The sequence below is a fragment of the Antricoccus suffuscus genome, assembly GCF_003003235.1.
GTDB classification, from domain to species: Bacteria; Actinomycetota; Actinomycetes; order Mycobacteriales; family Antricoccaceae; genus Antricoccus; species Antricoccus suffuscus.
Window position 1 is genome coordinate 50,834 of record NZ_PVUE01000021.1, and the last position, 18,084, is coordinate 68,917.

Here is an 18,084-nt window from a genome sequence, read left to right on the forward strand (position 1 = left end):
GGAGTTGGACGGCGGTCAATACGCCGTACCGAGAGACCGGGGTGCGCGTGAGAAGCCTGTCCAGGACGAGTCGCATCGTCATTACGGTGCTTGCCGTGATTGTTGTGGCGGGTGGACTCGTGTCATGGCGGCTCATCAGCAACGCCAATCCCGGATACCGCACGGTCAACTCGATGTTCGGCAGCAACACCTCACCTTCCGTCTTACTCGACACGACGATGTACATCCCCGACAACGCGACGGCAGCGCACCCCGCACCCGCGGTGATCGTCGCGCACGGCTTCGGCGGTGACAAGGAGTCCGTGGCCGCCGACGCCAAAGACCTTGCCGCCCGCGGGTACGTCGTGCTCGCATACAGCGCGCGCGGATTCGGAAAGAGCGACGGGCAGATCTCGCTCAACGCGCCGGACGCCGAGGTCGCGGACGCGAAGAACCTCATCACGATGCTCGCGCAGCAACCGGAGGTGCAGAAGGACGGGCCCAACGACCCGAGGGTCGGGATCGTCGGCGCGTCGTACGGCGGCGCGCTCGCGTTGATGACCGCCGGACTGGATGATCGGGTCGACGCGATCGTCCCGGAGATCACCTGGAACCGGCTGTCACGAGTCTTCTTCCCGAATGGCTCGGGGGTGCTGCCGCATAACGCATTGGCTCCCGCCGCGGTTGGACCGGGCGCGCAGGATGTCGCCCCTGGGGTGTTCAAGCGTGAGTGGGCCGGGATCTTCTTCGGGCTGGGAAAGGGCAACGGCATTCCCTCACTTTTGCCGTCGGCTACCAGCGGCGATTCCAGTGATTCGAGCGGGTCGGGTGGCTCCGGCGCGGCCAGCAAGCCGGGGGCCTCGGATGGCACATTTCCGCTCAACCCCGCGCTCGAACCGCAGTTGGTGTGCGGGAAGTTCAGCGCGCAGATCTGTCAGGTCTATACCGAGGCGGCGTCGACCGGCACGCTCAGCGCCGCGTCGGTGGCCGTGCTCGACAAGTCCTCGCCGTACAGCGTCGCGGACAAGATCAAGGCGCCGACCTTCCTGATCCAAGGCCAGAACGACTCGCTGTTCCCACTCAGCGAGGCGGACGAGACCGCCCGTCAGATCGCGCTGAACGGCACCGACGTCAAGGTCTACTGGACCGCCGGCGGCCACGATGCGGGCGGTGTGGGCGCGACCGACGACGAGACCAAGCAGATCCGCGGCGAGGTCGCGGGCTGGTTCGATCACTACCTGAAGAAGACCGGCCCGAAGCCGTCCCTCGACTTCGCCTTCGACCAGGAGACCGGGTTGTCGGTGCGAGGCGGGCGGCCGGCGATTCGAGTCGAACGCGCCCCGTCGTACCCCGGCGTCCACGACCTCGATGTCGCCACCAAGAGCCTGACGGTGTCGGGGACGCCGCAGCTGGCCGTGGCGCCCGCCGGCGGCGTACCGTCGTCGATCTCTACGCTGCCTGGGATCGGCAATTTCGGTCTCGCCTACGACCCTCCGGGCCAGGCGGCCGTTTTCACGTCCAAGAAACTGACCACCGCGATGAGTATCGTCGGCAGCTCGTCGATCAAGATCCACGTGTCCGGCGTACCCGAGGGCGCCGTACTGTTCGCGAAGCTTTACGACGTGCCCGACGGCGGTACGCCGAGCCTGCCCGGGGGCAGCGTGGCGCCGGTCGTCGTACCGCCATCCGCGCCAGGCGCCGGGGTCGATGTCGACGTTGTGCTGCCGGCCGTTGCGCACCAGTTCGAAACTGGCCACCGACTGCTGGTCGCATTCGCCACCACGGATCGCTCATACCAAAGCGAACCGCAGCAGAAGGTCATCGGTATCAGCCTTGCCGGCGGGTCGGGTGGCCTCACCTACGCGACGGTCAGCGCGACTCCGGACGCGGCGCCCGTATCGGATTGGCTCATTCTCCTCGCCATCGTCGTCGGAGCCGGCGTACTCGCGGCGCTCGTGTCGCTGCTATGGCGGCGCCGGCGGCTGCGCAAGGAGTACGTCGCCTTCGACACGCAGCTGGCCGATGTGCCGCTCGTCGCCGACGGTCTGCGCAAGGCATACAAGGACGGCTTTGTCGCGGTACGCTCGGTGAATTTCCGCGTCGAGCGGGGCCAGGTGGTCGGGCTGCTCGGACCGAATGGCGCCGGCAAGACGACGGCGCTGCGCATGCTGATGGGCCTGATCCGGCCGACCGCGGGAGAGCTGCGCGTCTTCGGTCACCACATCAGCCCCGGCAGCCCCGTATTGAGCCGGTTGGGCTGCTTCGTCGAGGGCGTCGGGTTCCTGCAGCACCTCAACGGCCGGGACAATATCGAGCTGTTCTGGGCCGCAACCGGACGGCCGCTCGAAGACGCCCGCCTCGACGAGGTGCTGGAAATCGCTGGGCTCGGTGACGCGATCGACCGCAAGGTCAAGACCTACAGCCAAGGGATGCGGCAGCGGCTGGCGATCGCGCAGGCGATGCTCGGCCTGCCGGACCTGCTCGTGCTTGACGAGCCGACTAACGGGCTCGATCCGCCGCAGATTGCCGAGATGCGCGCCGTACTGCGCTCCTATGCCCGCGACGGCCGGTCGGTGCTCATCTCCAGTCACCAGCTAGCCGAGGTCGAGCAGACGTGCTCGCACATTGTCGTGATCAACAAGGGCGAGGTTATCGCGTCGGGTTCGGTGGCCGAGGTCGTCGGTGTCGGTGCCGAGCTCACTGTCGGCGTGGACGACCCCGCGATTGCCGCGCGCCTGATTGACCGGCTCGACGGCGTGATCGTCATCGACCAGTCGGCGACCGAGATCGGCGTCGAGATCACCGACGAACACGTACACGCCGCCGACATAGTGGCGGCCCTCGTAACGGCCGGCGTACGGGTCGACAGCGCTGTTCCACGGAGGCATCTCGAGGACGCCTTCCTGGCATTGGTGGGTGAGGTGAAATGACCGAGTCACAGGCCGCAGGACGCGACGTAGCGGACCGCAGAGGGGCGGCGCCGGGTTACGCGCCCGGGCACACGCTCGGCTTCTGGATTGAGGTACGCCGCCAGCTGGGGCGCCGACGTACTCTCGGCGTCTTTGCCTTCATGGCGTTGCTTCCGCTGATCTTGATCCTGGCCTTCGCGATCGGCAATCCGGCCGACCTCGGCAGGTCCAGCACGGTCAATCTGGTCGACGTCGCGACCACCGGCGCGCTCAACTTCATGCTCTTTATTTTTTTCGTGACGACCGGGTTCTTCCTCGTCATCGTCTTCGCGCTGTTCTTCGGAGACACGGTTGCGAGCGAGGCAGGGTGGGGGAGTCTGCGCTATCTGCTGGCCATCCCGGTGCCCCGAGGCCGCCTGTTGATGCGCAAACTGCTCGTCGCGTTGTTCTTGTCGTTGGCGGCACTCGCGGTGTTGATGGCAGTCTCGCTGGTCGCCGGGTGGATCTTTTACGGCTGGCATCCGGTTGGTACGCCGGTCGGCATCGAACTCTCGCCCGGGGCAGCGTCGTGGCGGATCCTGCTGATCGCGGCGTACATCGCGGTCAACATGCTGATGGTCGGCGCGCTGGCGTTCTACCTGTCGGTGCGCACCGACGCTCCGCTCGCCGCGGTCGGCGGCACCGTGTTCATCGTGATTGTCTCGTCGATCCTCGGGCAGGTCGATGCGCTCGGCGACCTGCGCAACTGGCTGCCAACGCAGTACAACTTCGCCTGGGTGGGCATGCTCGGCGTACCCCCGGACACGAGTCAGATGATCCGCGGCGTGTCCTTTGCCCTGGCCTACGCCGCGATCTTGCTCGCGCTTGCCTTCCGGCATTTCCACAAGAAGGACGTCACGTCGTAACTAGGGTCCGGACGGACGACCGCAAGCTCGCAGTTGCGAGATTTCCGACGTTAAGCGAGACCCTCGGCGCGCGCTTCCTTCATGCGATCGGCCATCGCGCTGGAGTTACGCATCGGCAGTTGCTTGACCAACAGCGCAAACAGGAAGCCGACAATCATGACCGGGATCGCGAAGTGGTACACCGCTTGCATCGCTTCGACGAACGCGTCGAGGATGCCGTCCTTCAGCCCCGGGGAAAGGTGACCGACGCTGTTGATCGCGTCCGTGCTCGCCAGCAGCTTCTGTAGCTCGTTTGCGGTCACGTCTGGCATCGCGAGAAGCTGTTTGGCGCCCTCGACTTGGGCCTGGCTCACGCCAGGCGGCAGTTGACCGGAGGCGGCAGCCTGAACCAGCTGGTGTGCCTGTGCGATCTTCTGCTCGATGCCGGGTTTGGCCGCTGCAAGCGGAGCGGCTACCGATGTCACGAACGTGCCGTTGAGGATGGACCCGAAGATTGCGACGCCCATCGTGCCGCCCAGCTGCCGCATAAACGTCCCGGTCGACGTGACGACGGCGAGGTCCCGCCCGGTGACCGCGTTCTGAGCGGCCAGCACCAGGTTCTGCATGCAGCAGCCGAGCCCGAGGCCGAGGACGAGCATGTAGAGACTGAACACCCACATCGACGTACCGCGCTCGACCGTGCTGAACAAGAACATTGCCAGGACCAAGATCGCGGTGCCGCCGACGATGAACATCTTGTACTTGCCGAGCTTGGTGATCAGGTTGCCCGAGCCGATCGACGCCGACATGATTCCAACGACCATCGGGATGATCGCGAGGCCGGCTTCGGTCGCGCTGAGCCCCTTCTCGATCTGCAGGTACTGCGAGACGTAGATGATCGCGCCGAACATGCCGAAACCGATCACGACGCCGACGATCGTCGTGGTCGTGACTACCTTGTTCTGGAAGATCCGCAGCGGCAAAATAGGATCGTCGACGCGGAACTCCCACCAGATAAAGATGGCCGTAAGGGCTGCGGCGACGACGAAGTAGGTGATGATCGAGGTCGAACCCCACCCGTCGCTGTTGCCGAACTCGAGCGCAAGCAGCAAGCTCGATACCGCGCCCACGAGCAGGGCAGCGCCGAAGTAGTCGATCTTGACCTTCTGGTGGTGATGCGGCAAATGCAGGTGCTTGACGACGAGGTAGATCGCGACGAGCCCGACGGGGATGTTGACCCAGAAACACCAGCGCCACGACACCGAGTCGGTGAGAAACCCGCCAAGCAGCGGGCCCACCACAGACGAGAGGCCAAAGACCGCGCCGAAATAGCCCTGGTATTTGCCGCGCTGCCGTGGCGGCACGATGTCGGAGATGATGATGAATGCTAGCGGCATGAGACCACCCGCGCCGAGGCCCTGAACGCCGCGGAAGATGATCAGCTGCGTCATGTTCTGGCTGAACGCCGCCAGCACCGAGCCGACCAAGAAGACGCCGATGCTGAACAAGAAGACCGGGCGCCGACCGAAGATGTCCGAGACCTTGCCGTACAGCGGAGTCGACGCGGTCGCGAGCAGCATGTACGCCGTCACGACCCACGGGATCGCCTCAAACGCCTTGAAGTCGCCCGCGATGGTCTTCAGCGCGGTAGAGACAATGGTCTGGTCGAGCGCGGCGAGAAACATGCCGGCCAGCAGGCCGAACAGGATCGCCATGATCTGCTTGTGCGAGAACTCGCCGGATTCTTCGACGGTCGCGTCAGGTGCGGTGGTCACGAGTGCTCCATGTGAAATGTAAAGACAGTGGTCGGGTCGGGAGGTGCCTCTCACGCGACGCTCTGAGGACGTGCGTAAAGCGCCTTCGCTTAGGTCGTCTTATGCGGTACGGCGTGCATATGCCGGGCAGCGGTGGTCTGTAGGTCCGCAGCGAGCCGGCCGAGGATGGCCCGCAACTCGCGGCGATCTTCCTCGTTCCAGCCGCTGATCGCCGATCCCAGCTCCTCGCGCCGGACGTGCTCTGCGTGTGCGAGCATGGCGCTCCCTTTGGCGCTGAGCCGCATGAGATGCGCTCGTCCGTCGGCGGGGTCTGGGCTGCGTTCGACGAGGTCGTCCTCTTCGAGTTTCTTGATGTGCCGGCTGATGGTCGAGATGTCGAGCCCGCAGAACTCGGCCACGGACGACGGTCGTGACTTGTCAAAGTGCCGAATGGAGGTGAGCACCATTAGCGCTCCCTTATCCAAGGCCATGCTCTCGAACCCCTTGTGCACCGCGCGTACGACGCTCAGAAGACTGCGCACGATGTCGTCTAGAGCATCAGTGTCTTCGGGGTCGGGGTGGGTTGCTTGTGTCACGCAAGTAAGTATGCGGCCCGATAATTGCGTTTCGCAACTTAATTCTCGGCATTGTGTGGCGCCTCACCGGGTCCGGCTAACATGCAATAAACGCCCGATGGCGCAACGAGGATTCAGTCGGCGCCGAGGGCGTTTTTGATGATGGCGCCGATCATGTCCAACTCGATCAGGAAACCGTCGTGACCGTACGGCGAGTCGAGGATTGTCAGGTCGTTTTTGCCTTTTGGCGCGAACTTCGCGAGCTCTTCGGACAACCGAACGGGGTACAGCCGATCGGTGTTGACCGCGACGATGTGCAACTGCGCGGTGACCTTGGCAAGCGCGGCCGCCAAGCCTCCGCGGCCACGACCGATATCGTGCGAGTTCATCGACTCGGTGAGTACGACGTAGGAGCCGGCGTCGAAACGACCGACCAGCTTGTCCCGGTGGTGGTCGAGGTAGGACTCGATCGCATATCGGCCGCCGCCGCCAAGGGGATCTTCGCCGGGTTGCGCCTCACGGCCGAAGCGGGTCGCAAGCTCGTATTCGGAGCGGTAGGTCACGTGCGCAATGGATCGTGCGATGCCCAGGCCGACCGTGGGCGCGTCGCCGGACTCGTAGTAGTCGCCGCCGCACCACAGCGGATCAGACTTGATCGCCGCGATTTGCGGTGCGCACCAGGCGATCTGGTCGCTCGTTGCGTAGGCGGTCGACGCGAGTATGACCGACGACTGGACGCGATCTGGATACATGATCGGCCATTCGATGGCGCGCATGCCGCCCATCGATCCGCCGACGACTGCGGCGAACTTGGTGATGCGTAGCTGGTCGGCGAGCAGTGCCTCGACGCGCACCTGGTCGCGGATGGTGATGAACGGGAATCGACTGCCCCAGGGAGTGCCGTCCGGGGCTGGAGACGATGGGCCCGTCGTACCTTGGCACCCGCCGAGCACGTTAGAGGCGACGACGTACCACTTGTCGGTGTCGAGGTATCGCCCCGGACCGATCAAACCGTCCCACCAGCCCGGTGTCGGCTGACCTTCGGCCGCTGGCCCGTCGACGTGCGCGTCGCCGGTCAGTGCGTGTTCGATGAGTACGGCGTTGTCGCCGGCGGCGTTAAGGGTGCCCCACGACTCGTAGGCGACCCGGACCGACGGGAGTACGCCGCCACGTTCGAGCTCAACGGCGCCGATGTCGACGAACTTGCGGGCTGCAACCGGATCGCCCTCACGCCAACCGCCGACGTGCGTCCCCCGGCGCACGGCGTTCGGCGAGTTGTATGTGGGGCGATCCGCCACAGATGTCATTCTCCTGAGTCGACTCTCGTTAGAGCGCGGCCGCGCTGAACCCGGTCTCGAGGTCAGCGAGGATGTCGTCGATGTTTTCGATTCCTACCGACAGGCGGACCAGCCCGGGAGTGACTCCCGAGGTCGCCTGCTCCTCTGGAGTGAGCTGGCTATGCGTCGTGGACGCGGGGTGGATTACTAGTGAGCGCACGTCTCCGATGTTAGCGACGTGACTGTGCAGCTCCAGCGCCTCGACGAACTTCTTACCCGCATCGACGCCGCCCTTGATCTCGAACGACACAATCGCGCCGGAGCCCTTGGGTACGTACTTCTTGGCCAGCTCGTAGGACGGGCTGGACTCCAGGCTGCCCCAGAACACCTTCTCGACCTCGCTGCGTGTCTCAAGCCAGTTGGCTACCTTGCGCGCATTCTCGACATGCCGCTCGACGCGCAGACTCAGCGTCTCGATGCCCTGCGCGATAAGGAAAGCATTGAATGGCGACACGGCCGCGCCGGTGTCGCGCAGCAGTTGTACGCGCGCCTTGAGGATGTACGACAGGTTGGCGCCGAACGCGGAGCCGACCCCCAGATCCTTGGCGTAGGTCAGCCCGTTGTAGCTCGGGTCCGGCGTGTTGAAGTTAGGGAAGCGTTCGGGGTACTGCGCATAGTCGAAGTTGCCGGAGTCGACGATTGCGCCGGCGATTGAGGTGCCGTGGCCGCCGAGGTACTTGGTGGCCGAGTGGATGACGACGTCGGCGCCATGCTCGATCGGACGCAGGAGGTACGGCGTGGCGACGGTGTTGTCGACGATGAGCGGCGCACCGAAATCGTGCGCGATCTTCGCGATGCCCTCGATGTCGAGCACCTCGCTGCGCGGGTTGGCGATGGTCTCGAAGAAGAAGGCCTTCGTGTTGTCCTGAATTGCGCTCTTCCACGACTCAAGGTCGGTCGGGTTTTCCACGAACGTCGTCTCGATGCCGAACTTCTTGAACGTGTAGTGCAACAGGTTGTAGGTGCCGCCGTACAGGCTCGGCGAGGCCACGATATGGCCACCGTTTTCAACGACGTTGAGCAGGGCGAGCACTTCGGCGGCCTGGCCGGAGGCGACGAGGAGCGCACCGACACCACCTTCGAGTGCGGCGATGCGCTGCTCGACCGCGTCGGTCGTCGGATTCATGATGCGGGTGTAGATGTTGCCGAACTCGGAAAGCCCAAACAGGTTCGCGGCGTGCTCGGTGTCTTTGAAGACGTACGACGTGGTCTGGTAGATCGGCAGCGCGCGCGACCCGGTCGTCGGATCCGCCTCCTGCCCGGCGTGGATCTGCTTGGTCTCAAAGGCCCAATTGGCTGCTTCGTTGCTCATTGCGTGTTGTCTTCCTTCGTGTTTCTGGTGCGCCAGAACTGGCGTCGAGGTGTTACTCGTACGAAATGGATTGGGTGCTGCGCGGACGCCTCGGGCATGGAGATGCGAGGCGTCGTACGCGCTATCTACAGAGGGTGCTCACTGTGACTCCCGAAGATCTGGGGCCACTGCGTATTGAGAGGCCCGCGCTTGCGTTTGTCGGTCGACATTCGCCTGGTCTTCACCCGGAGCACCCCACCGCGGTTGGAGGGTTGCCGTCCAGCAAGCCGGGGCTCTGCACTGGAACTCATAACCTGCCGTCGATGTTAGCCCATTGCGGTGTGCCCGTGCCACGGGTACCGACCGAATGTGGGCCGAATGACTGCGTGGCGTGAGCGCGCGAGAACGCCTTGTGCGCAGGTTGTCACCGAGAAAGGCGTTGCCCGTTTCGTTATCTTGTCGCGATTGTTTACCTGGGCCAAACCTGTAACGTGAGGCTTGGTCGTAGTTCAGCAAGTCGTGTGCGTTACCGCGCTAGACGTTGGGCAGGCGGTTGACGGGCACGGAAGTGACCAGCGATACCGGTCCAGGGTCATGCAAGTGTAGTGCGGGACGGATGAGCAAGGCCCCGGTTCTGCAAGGTGTGGAATCCGGATCGCACAACGTAGGAGTGCACGTGGCACAGGGAACCGTGAAGTGGTTCAACGCGGAAAAAGGCTTCGGCTTTATCGCAGTTGACGGTGGGCAAGATGTCTTCGTTCACCACTCGGCAATTCAGATGGATGGCTACCGCGCCCTCGAAGAGGGACAGCGCGTGGAGTTCGAAGTGACCCAGAGTGAGAAGGGTCCGCAGGCGGACCAAGTCCGGGTTGCTGGCTAACGACCGGAAACTTCGTAAGTATCAAAGGCCTACCCGGCCCGCCGGGTAGGCCTTTGAGTTCGCTCAACCAGCGAGATTTAGTCGGCTTCCGCGATCGGACAGTTCGTTGAAGCCGCCGGCGGCGTTTTCGTATGCCGCGGCCGCGCGCAGCACAAGTGCATCTTCGTGCCGTCGTCCGACGATCTGCAGACCCACGGGCAGCCCGTTGCTGAGTCCACACGGCACCGAGGCCGCTGGCTGTTGCGTGAAGTTGAAGGGATAGCAGAACGGGCTCCACGTCATCCACCGCTTCTCCTTCCAATCGGGCGGGACTTCGTGTCCGACCTCGAACGCGGTACACGGCAACGTCGGTGTGATTAGTAGGTCGTAGTCCTGATGGAAGCGGCCCAACCGCTCGGAGAACGAGTCGCGGTAGTGCATCGCCAGCAGGTACTCGACGCCCGTGACCTCGCGGCCCTTGGCAGCCATAGCCTTGATCGGTTTGTCGAACAGGTCGCGCTTGTCGGCCGGCGTCTGCTCGACTACTTTCGCGATCCCGGTATTCCAGATGACGCCGAAGGCTTCCGGGCCGCCGGTGAGATCGGGGAAGGCCTCGGTAACCTCGGCGCCGAGGCCTTGGAATACGTCGGCGGTGGCGGCGACGAGTGCGCGGACTTCTGGATCGATGTGGTCGGTGCCGAAGTCGGCCGTAAAGGCGATCCGCAGGCCTTTCAGCGACGAGATGTCGAGAGAGTCGTCGTACGCCGCGGTCGCCGACGGGTAGGACGTGCCATCGCGCGGATCGGGCGCGGCGAGCACGTTGAGTAGCAGCCCGGCGTCGCGAACCGTGCGGGCCATCGGGCCTTTATGGGACATGCCGATGAATGGGCCACCCTGAAATGCCGCGACCCGGCCGTACGTCGGCTTGATGCCTGCCAGCCCGGTGAAACTGCAAGGGATACGAATGGATCCGCCGCCGTCCGAACCTACGGCCAGTGGTCCGACTCCGGCTGCGAGAGCCGCCGACGCGCCACCGCTGGAGCCGCCGGGGGTGACGTCGAGATTCCACGGGTTGCGGGTGATGCCGGTGAGCGGACTGTCGGTGACGCCTTTGTGCGCGTAGTCCGGCAGCGTGGTCTTGCCGAACAGTACGGCGCCGGCCTCCTTAAGCCGCGTGACCGGGGGAGCGTCCTCGGTTACCGGTGTATCTGACGTGGTCAAGGAGCCGTTGCGGCAGGGAAAGCCGGCGACCGGGATGTTGTCCTTGATCGAGACCGGCACGCCATCCAGGGGGCCGATCGGCGAGCCCGTCCGCCAACGTTTCTCGGACGCCTTCGCCGCGGCCAGCGCGGAATCGTCCATGACGACATTGAAGGCATTGATCTTCGGGTTGACCTCGGCCAGCCGATCGAGGGTCGCCCTCGTCGCTTCCACCGGCGACAGCTCGCCGGATTGATAGAGCGCGGTCAGTTCGGTCGTCGTGAGATACGCGATCTGGGTCGTCATAGAGATCTCCAAGCGCGGCAGCAGTTTTGATGGTCTGCTTAGACAACTGCAAATCGCAGGCGCAAGCAACCCAGCGCGAGCGCGACGAGTGCGATCCGGCAGCCACACGCGCTCGGCATTTACACCGTCGAGGCGCACTGAAAACGTTGGCACTCGGCTGCGACGAGTGCCAAACCTCTCTTAGCACTCTCGATAGAGGAGTGCTAACCTGGCGGGTGCCAAACTTTGGTGAGGCAGTACCGCGTCGTACTCATTTCGACCGAGCCGATCTCGAGTCGATTGAATGCGTTGCGTCTGTCGTCCGTCGCGGGCACCGAGGTTGGGCAATGAAACGTTCCCCTTAAATAAGGATGGATTAGTCAATGGCGAAAATGATCGCGTTTGACGAAGAGGCCCGTCGTGGTCTCGAGCGCGGCATGAATGCTCTTGCCGACGCAGTCAAAGTGACGCTGGGCCCTAAAGGCCGCAACGTCGTACTGGATAAGAAGTGGGGTGCCCCGACCATCACTAACGATGGCGTGAGCATCGCGAAGGAAATCGAGCTTGAGGACCCGTGGGAGAAGATCGGGGCCGAGCTCGTCAAGGAAGTTGCCAAGAAGACTGACGACGTCGCCGGCGACGGTACGACGACCGCTACCGTTCTTGCTCAGGCGCTCGTCAAGGAAGGCCTGCGCAACGTCGCGGCCGGCGCCAACCCGATGTCCTTGAAGAAGGGCATTGAGGCTGCTGTTGCCTCGGTTTCCGAGCAGCTGCAGAAGCAGGCCAAGGACATCGAGACCAAGGAAGAGATCGCCTCCACCGCTGGCATCTCCGCCGCTGACCCGGCCATTGGCGAGCTCATCGCCGAGGCAATGGACAAGGTCGGCAAGGAAGGTGTCATCACCGTCGAGGAGAGCAACACCTTCGGCCTCGAGCTTGAGCTCACTGAGGGTATGCGCTTCGACAAGGGCTACATCTCCGGTTACTTCGTGACCGATCCCGATCGTATGGAAGCCGTCCTCGACGATCCGTACATCCTGATCGTCGAAGGCAAGATCTCCAACGTCAAGGATCTTCTCCCGCTGTTGGAGAAGGTCATGCAGTCGGGCAAGCCGCTGGCGATCATCGCCGAGGATGTCGAAGGCGAAGCGCTCTCGACCCTCGTCGTCAACAAGATCCGCGGCACGTTCAAGTCCGCCGCCGTCAAGGCTCCGGGCTTCGGCGACCGCCGCAAGGCCATGCTGCAGGACATCGCGATCCTCACCGGTGGCCAGGTCATCAGCGAGACCGTCGGGTTGTCGCTCGAGTCTGCTGGACTCGAACTGCTCGGCAAGGCGCGCAAGGTCGTCATCACCAAGGACGAGACCACCGTCGTCGAGGGTGCTGGCGAGACCGACCAGATCAATGGCCGTGTCGCCCAGATCCGTGGCGAGATCGAGAACTCTGACTCGGACTACGACCGCGAGAAGCTGCAGGAGCGCCTGGCGAAGCTCGCCGGCGGCGTTGCTGTCATCAAGGCCGGCGCCGCTACGGAGGTCGAGCTCAAGGAGCGCAAGCACCGCATTGAGGACGCAGTCCGCAACGCGAAGGCTGCCGTTGAAGAGGGCATCATCGCCGGTGGCGGTGTCGCGCTGATCAACGCTTCGCTCAAGGCCTTCGACAAGCTCAACCTTGAAGGTGACGAGGCCACAGGTGCTCAGATCGTCAAGACTGCGCTGGAAGCCCCCCTGAAGCAGATCGCCGTCAACGCCGGCCTCGAAGGCGGAGTTGTCGTCGAGAAGGTCAAGGGTCTCAAGGTCGGCCACGGCCTCAATGCGGCCACCGGCGAGTACGTCGACATGGTTGCTACGGGCATCATGGAGCCGGTCAAGGTGACGCGTTCGGCACTGCAGAACGCTGCCTCGATCGCCGCGCTGTTCCTCACCACCGAAGCGGTAGTCGCGGACAAGCCCGAAAAGGCTGCCCCGGCGATGCCAGGTGGCGACGGCGGCATGGGAGACATGGGCTTCTAGAGACATGGGCTTCTAAAGACGTGGGCTTCTAAGCCTCGTCCGCACAACGCTCTACCGCAAAGGCGGGTCCGACATGGTCGGGCCCGCCTTTTGTGGTTGCTCCCTGGCAGCGCTAGGGGGACAGCGCACGTCGGTGGCAGTTGGTAGCCTCCGGTGCTATGGCCCGGTTATTTGTCGCTATCTTGTTGCCCGACGACGTCGTCACTCACCTACATGAGCATCTCGATGTGCTCAGCACCGCGCGACCGGACCTGCGTTGGGTGGCGCCGCAGAACTATCACCTAACCGTCCGCTTCCTCGGCGAGTGCGGCCCGCACGAGACCGATCGGCAGATCGATCACTGGGCCGGCCGCGCGTCGCAGTCCGGCCCGCTGGACTTCAACCTGCAGGGCGCCGGGACGTTTCCGTATGACTGGTCGGCGAAGGTGCTGTACGCCGATGTCGCCGGCGACCGGGACGGGTTCACCGCCCTCGCCGGCCCCCAGCAGCAGCCACATGTGACGCTGGCGCGCAGCCGCGAGCCGGCCGAGCTGACCGGCGCCGTCCTGGAACTGTCGTCGTACGCCGGACCGTCGTGGCAGGCCACCGAGATTGTGGTGATGCGGTCCTATCTGCGTAGTTCAGGTGATCGAGGGCCGCGCTACGAGCCCGTCGAGCGGTTGCCCTTGGGCAGGTAAATGACGTTTTGTCGTTGACGAACGCTACTTCTGCAGCGGCGCCTTGTAGTCCTTGGCCTCTTTGGACATATAGTGCGATTCGAGAGCCTTCAGGCCACCCGGGATGGAAGCATCCGGTACGACGATGTAGCCCTCACGGGACGGCGGCACACCCTCGGTGGAGTAGTCCAGTTTCGGCGTCAGACCCTGCGTGTCGACATCGATCTTCTTGCTGGCGGCGATCAGCCCGTCGCGCGTCATGTCCTTGCTGTCGCACGCCTCCTTAAGGATCGCTCCCCAGACAAGCCCTTCGACGTAGCCAAAGTTGACCTGGTCGCTCGGCTCGTCCTGGAACTTCGTCGGGTACTCGGTCGCGATCTTCTGCGCCAGCGCACCCTCCGCGCCGTACGGCGCCATGCCAACGGAGCGGTAGTAGTTGCCCATGGCCGACGCGGCCGGCGTACCCAGCAACTGCGGCTCGAACGACGGACCGTTGCCCATGATGGGGATGTCCAGACCCTGTGCTTGTGCTTGCGTGAGGATCGAACCCATCGCCTTGGGCGCCACAGCAGCGAGGATGACCTTGACGCCCGAGCTCTTCATCTTGGTGACGGCCGAGGACATGTCGCTCTCGGTCGCGCTGAGCTTGACCGAGTCGAGCTCGAGGTCGTGCTTCTTGGCGTAGTACTCCGCGCCGGCGATTGCGTTGAGGCCGTACTCGGAGTCGATCGCCACCATGCCGACCTTGTCTCCGTCGGCGAGCATGCCGGCCTTCTGTAGGTAGGCGAGCCCGTTGATGGTGTCGATGTCGTGCGACGTGCCGGTCATCAGCAGTTCGGGGTTGTCCAGGTTGACCGACGCCGTGGTGCTCGAGGTGACGATCGCGTTGTCGGAGGTGAAGCTGCCCTTCAGTGCCGCGAGCGAGGCCGAACCGAAGATCTGCAGATAACCGGCGACCTTGTCCTTGAGCTCGGCGTAGAGCGGAACGGCCTTATCGGCCTTATATGCCGAATCGCGGACCTCGATCTTTACGGTGCGCCCGCAGGCGCCGCCGCTCGCGTTGAAGTCGTCTGCCCACATCTGGTTGCCATGCGTGACGGCCAGGCCGTAGGCCTTGAGTACGCCGCTGGCGTCCGTAATCGCGCCGAGGCTGATCTCTTTGTCAGTGATGCCGAAGTCGGTCTTGACGCCTTTGTCATCGGTCTTCGCCGCGTTGTCGCCGCCGCCCTTAGTGCTGCAGCCGGTCACCACCAACGCGAGGATCGCCGATCCCGCTACCAGCGCACGATTTAGCTTCAATGCCATGCTTTTGTCCTCTAAATTCCCCGGCACGGTCAGCAGGTTCGAAGATGCGCAAACGTGGCCGCCGGTGTTTATTTTCTATATATTCGGTGATGATCCTGGCCTACCCGACTACCAATAGCAAGCCATGGGCGCCGCCAGGGATGTGCGGTTGGCCATGTGTGATTACCGTCAAATGCGGCCGCGAATGCACGAATGCCGCCCCACCGTTGGTGGGGCGGCATCCTCGTGCAGATCGGGTCGCTATTTCTGCGCCGGGACCTCGTAATCCTCGGCGTCCTTGGACGCGTGCAGTTGCTCGACGACGGTGACCCCGTCGATCTTGGTCGGGTCGACCTTCTGCACGTAGTTTTCCCGCGTGGACGGTTGACCGGCCTTGTCGTAGCTGAGCGTCGCGGTCATGCCATTGGTGTTGACGCTCTTCACCGAAGACTTAGCCTCGAGCATGCCCTGACGGGTGAGGTCCTTCGCCTTGCACGCCTCGGTCAGTACGGCGCCGAATGCTTTGCCTGCGGCGTATCCGGAAACGACGCCACTGTTTGGCACGTCGGTGAACTTAGCCTCGAACGCGGTACGCAGGGTCTGTGCCTCGGGGGTCTGCGCGGAGTACGGCGTGAACGACGCGACCCGGTAGAACTTGTCGAAGGCCGACTTCGCGGGTGTATTGAGCACCAGCGGGTCGAAGGTCGGATAGTTGCCCATGAACGGAATGTCCATGCCCTGCGCCTGTGCCTGCGAGAGCGCCGACGCGGTTGCCTGCGGTGCCGTGGTCAGCAAGATTGCCGTGACATTCTTGGACTTCAGGCTGGTGATCGAGGCGCCCATGTCGACGTCGGCCGCGGTGATCTTGGCTTCGACGAGGTCGATGCCGTGCTTCTTGGCGTACCAAGTCGACCCTTCGAGGGCATTGCCGCCGTACTCCCCGTCGGTGTAGAGATGCCCGACGGTGTCGCCCTTCTTGATCATGCCCTGCTCCATCATCCAGGCCATGCCGTTGATGAGCTCGACGTCGTACGGCGTACCGGTCATCAGGATCGTCTCCTCGGCGAGGTAGTGCGAATTCCACGATGCGGGCACGGCCATGATCTTGTCGGTGACGAGGTCTTGCTTCAGCGCGGCGAGCGCACCCGAGCCAAGCAGTTGTACGTATCCAAGCACCTTGCTTTTGAGTTCGCCGTACGCCGTGATCGCCTTCTCGGTCTTGTAGGCGTAGTCGCGGACCTCGAGTTTGATCTGCCGACCACAAATGCCGCCGGACGCGTTGACCTCATCAGCCCACAGTTCGTTGCCGTGAACCGTGCCGAGGCCGGTGTTCTTGAAGTTTGCGGTGTTGTCGGTGAGTACGCCGACGCTGATCTTCGAGTCCGTGACCCCTACGTCGTACTTCACGCCGTTGGAGTCAGTCTTGGCTTCGGTGGCTGCGCCACCTTTGGTTGAGCAGCCGGCGAGTACGACGGCGAGTGCGAGCGCCCCGGTGACCAGGGCACGATTGGTTCTACGCATGCAAAAACAAAACCTTCCAGAGTTTAGTAGAGAGCGCGTTGGCTGAAAATCAGCCCGCGGAATGCTCCATACTAGTTCTGAACAATTGTTAAGTGCGCGTCAGGTCTAGGCCGCCCTGGACGCCGAGCGAGCCGACGGCGCGCTCGGCGTCCATGCAGTCTGGCTACTTCTCGTAGGGGAGTTTCTGTGCGAGGGCGTCTTTAGAGGCTTTGAGATCGGCGACTATGACGTCGCCGTCGGGCGAGTTCAAGTCGACGCCCATGATGAACGACTCGCGGGTACCCGGCGTACCCGGCTTGGAGAAGTCGAGCTTGCCCATCAGCCCCTTCGTGTCGACCTTGACGTTGCTGGCTGCCTTGACGATGCCATCGCGGGTTAGATCCTTGTCGTCGCAGGCCTTCTTCAGGATCGCGCCGAACGCCAGACCTGCGGCGTAGCCCGACGTCACGCTGCTCGAACCCGGTTCGGTGAACTTGCCTTCATATAGTGCCTTCAGGTCAGCTACGGCTGGGATATCAGCGCCAAAGTTTGCCCACGAGGTCGCCCGATGGTAGTTGACGAACGACTCCTTCGCCGGCGTACCAAGCAATGTGGGGTCCCATGTGGGGGAGTTGCCAATCAACTGGACATTGAGACCTTGGGCGACGTTCTGCAACGAGATCGATGCCATGGCCTTCGGGGTGGTGGTCATGGCGATGGCCGAGACGCCCTCGCCCTTGAGTTTGGTCACCGATGCGGCCATGTCCACGTCGCTCGCGGTCACCTTGATCTCGACGACGTTCAGGTTGTGCTGCTTCGCGTAGAACGCGGATCCTTCCCGCCCGGATGCGCCGTACTCGCTGTCGACGAAGATGTGGCCGATCTTGTCGCCGTCCTTGATCATGCCTTGTCCTTGCAGCCAGGCGAGTCCGTTGATCATTTCGAGGTCGTACGTCGCGCCGACCATCAGCACCTGTGGTGAGTCGAGGATGTGCGAGGTGTAGGACGCCGGCACAGTGAGGATATTGTCGCTGACGACTTGGGGCTTCAGCGCAGAGACGACAGGTGACCCGAGCATCTGCACCATTCCGGCGACCTTGTCCTTGATCTCGGCGTACTGCGTGACGGCTTTGTCCGCGGCATAGCCATGATCGCGCGTGAGGATTTCGATATCCCGACCGCAGATGCCGCCGGCGGCGTTGACTTCGTCGGCCCACAGCTGGTTGCCGTGGGTGATGTCGAGGCCGATGACCTTGAACACGCCGCTGTTGTCGGTCATCGCGCCGAGCGTGATCTTGCTGTCGGTGACGCCGTAGTCGGTCTTCACTCCCGAATCGTCGGTTGACTGTTGCTGCGATTTTCCGCCTTTCGTCGAGCATCCGCTGGCGACGAGGCCGAGAGCTACCAAGCTCGCGGCAATGATGGAGGTGGACTTACGCATGGAGTGCTCCCCGCTTGAGTGAATAGATCCTGTAGAGATGTACACCACACTGAGGAGCGGGAGTGATGACTTTCGGCTGCTGTTATCTGTTCGTTGTTAAGTGCCAGCAGATGTTCAA

At 63.4% G+C, this 18,084-nt stretch carries 13 protein-coding genes and 1 riboswitch; of the genes, 5 read left to right on the forward strand and 8 right to left on the reverse strand.

Features of this window, described 5'->3' with window-relative positions:
• Nucleotides 1-95 precede the first annotated feature (95 nt).
• Together CLV47_RS18885 and CLV47_RS18890 are read left to right on the forward strand one after the other, a co-directional pair.
• Nucleotides 96-2,909 (forward strand): alpha/beta fold hydrolase, encoded by a 2,814-nt coding sequence (locus CLV47_RS18885; protein ID WP_202862697.1) that lies wholly within the window; start codon nucleotides 96-98, stop codon nucleotides 2,907-2,909.
• Entirely contained in the window at nucleotides 2,906-3,793 is an 888-nt protein-coding gene (locus tag CLV47_RS18890; RefSeq protein ID WP_106350671.1) for an ABC transporter permease, read from the forward strand. The genes CLV47_RS18885 and CLV47_RS18890 overlap by 4 nt, the downstream gene beginning before the upstream one ends.
• Before the next feature lie 50 nt (nucleotides 3,794-3,843).
• Here CLV47_RS18890 and CLV47_RS18895 read toward each other — a convergent pair whose 3' ends face one another.
• From CLV47_RS18895 to CLV47_RS18910, 4 genes are all read right to left on the reverse strand, one after another.
• Entirely contained in the window at nucleotides 3,844-5,601 is a 1,758-nt protein-coding gene (locus tag CLV47_RS18895) for an MDR family MFS transporter (protein ID WP_146135446.1), read from the reverse strand.
• Between the two features lie 35 nt (nucleotides 5,602-5,636).
• On the reverse strand, nucleotides 5,637-6,122 hold the full coding sequence (locus tag CLV47_RS18900; protein ID WP_106350673.1) for a MarR family winged helix-turn-helix transcriptional regulator: 486 nt from the start codon (nucleotides 6,120-6,122) through the stop codon (nucleotides 5,637-5,639).
• A 113-nt stretch (nucleotides 6,123-6,235) separates the two neighbouring features.
• Nucleotides 6,236-7,399, reverse strand: a complete 1,164-nt coding sequence (gene metX / locus CLV47_RS18905; protein ID WP_238145520.1) for a homoserine O-acetyltransferase MetX — start codon at nucleotides 7,397-7,399, stop codon at nucleotides 6,236-6,238.
• A 28-nt stretch (nucleotides 7,400-7,427) separates the two neighbouring features.
• Entirely contained in the window at nucleotides 7,428-8,750 is a 1,323-nt protein-coding gene (locus CLV47_RS18910) for a bifunctional o-acetylhomoserine/o-acetylserine sulfhydrylase (protein WP_106350675.1), read from the reverse strand.
• Nucleotides 8,751-8,930: 180 nt separating this feature from the next.
• Nucleotides 8,931-9,044, reverse strand: a riboswitch (SAM riboswitch).
• Between the two features lie 361 nt (nucleotides 9,045-9,405).
• On the opposite strand from CLV47_RS18910, the gene CLV47_RS18915 reads away from it, so the two are divergent.
• Complete coding sequence (locus CLV47_RS18915; RefSeq protein ID WP_106350709.1) at nucleotides 9,406-9,609, forward strand: cold-shock protein; 204 nt, start codon at nucleotides 9,406-9,408, stop codon at nucleotides 9,607-9,609.
• Between the two features lie 63 nt (nucleotides 9,610-9,672).
• Here the strand turns inward: CLV47_RS18915 and CLV47_RS18920 are convergent, their stop codons facing one another.
• Nucleotides 9,673-11,094, reverse strand: coding sequence for an amidase (locus CLV47_RS18920; protein ID WP_106350676.1), 1,422 nt, complete (start codon nucleotides 11,092-11,094; stop codon nucleotides 9,673-9,675).
• Nucleotides 11,095-11,456: 362 nt separating this feature from the next.
• Here CLV47_RS18920 and groL point away from each other — a divergent pair, with 362 nt between their 5' ends.
• Nucleotides 11,457-13,085, forward strand: coding sequence for a chaperonin GroEL (groL, locus tag CLV47_RS18925; RefSeq protein ID WP_106350677.1), 1,629 nt, complete (start codon nucleotides 11,457-11,459; stop codon nucleotides 13,083-13,085).
• Nucleotides 13,086-13,243: 158 nt separating this feature from the next.
• A complete protein-coding gene (thpR, locus tag CLV47_RS18930; protein WP_106350678.1) occupies nucleotides 13,244-13,762 on the forward strand; it encodes an RNA 2',3'-cyclic phosphodiesterase in 519 nt (172 codons plus the stop codon).
• A 24-nt stretch (nucleotides 13,763-13,786) separates the two neighbouring features.
• Here the strand turns inward: thpR and CLV47_RS18935 are convergent, their stop codons facing one another.
• The 3 genes from CLV47_RS18935 to CLV47_RS18945 form a co-directional block, all read right to left on the reverse strand.
• Nucleotides 13,787-15,046: an ABC transporter substrate-binding protein gene (locus CLV47_RS18935; RefSeq protein WP_106350679.1), complete on the reverse strand. Its 1,260-nt coding sequence runs from the start codon at nucleotides 15,044-15,046 to the stop codon at nucleotides 13,787-13,789.
• Between the two features lie 240 nt (nucleotides 15,047-15,286).
• Nucleotides 15,287-16,546 carry an ABC transporter substrate-binding protein gene (locus tag CLV47_RS18940; RefSeq protein WP_106350680.1) on the reverse strand — a complete coding sequence of 420 codons (1,260 nt, stop codon included), beginning with the start codon at nucleotides 16,544-16,546 and terminating at the stop codon, nucleotides 15,287-15,289.
• A gap of 163 nt (nucleotides 16,547-16,709) precedes the next feature.
• The gene (locus tag CLV47_RS18945; protein WP_106350681.1) at nucleotides 16,710-17,966 is read right to left on the reverse strand and encodes an ABC transporter substrate-binding protein; all 1,257 of its coding nucleotides are present in this window, start codon (nucleotides 17,964-17,966) and stop codon (nucleotides 16,710-16,712) included.
• Between the last annotated feature and the right edge of the window lie 118 nt (nucleotides 17,967-18,084).

Bases quoted from the DNA above. Each gene is read 5' to 3' on its own strand.
- CLV47_RS18890 (WP_106350671.1), top strand. From the start codon at position 2,906: ATGACCGAGTCACAGGCCGCAGGACGCGACGTAGCGGACCGCAGAGGG.
- CLV47_RS18910 (WP_106350675.1), bottom strand. From the start codon at position 8,750: ATGAGCAACGAAGCAGCCAATTGGGCCTTTGAGACCAAGCAGATCCAC.
- CLV47_RS18920 (WP_106350676.1), bottom strand. From the start codon at position 11,094: ATGACGACCCAGATCGCGTATCTCACGACGACCGAACTGACCGCGCTC.
- groL (WP_106350677.1), top strand. From the start codon at position 11,457: ATGGCGAAAATGATCGCGTTTGACGAAGAGGCCCGTCGTGGTCTCGAG.
- thpR (WP_106350678.1), top strand. From the start codon at position 13,244: ATGGCCCGGTTATTTGTCGCTATCTTGTTGCCCGACGACGTCGTCACT.
- CLV47_RS18935 (WP_106350679.1), bottom strand. From the start codon at position 15,046: ATGGCATTGAAGCTAAATCGTGCGCTGGTAGCGGGATCGGCGATCCTC.
- CLV47_RS18940 (WP_106350680.1), bottom strand. From the start codon at position 16,546: ATGCGTAGAACCAATCGTGCCCTGGTCACCGGGGCGCTCGCACTCGCC.
- CLV47_RS18945 (WP_106350681.1), bottom strand. From the start codon at position 17,966: ATGCGTAAGTCCACCTCCATCATTGCCGCGAGCTTGGTAGCTCTCGGC.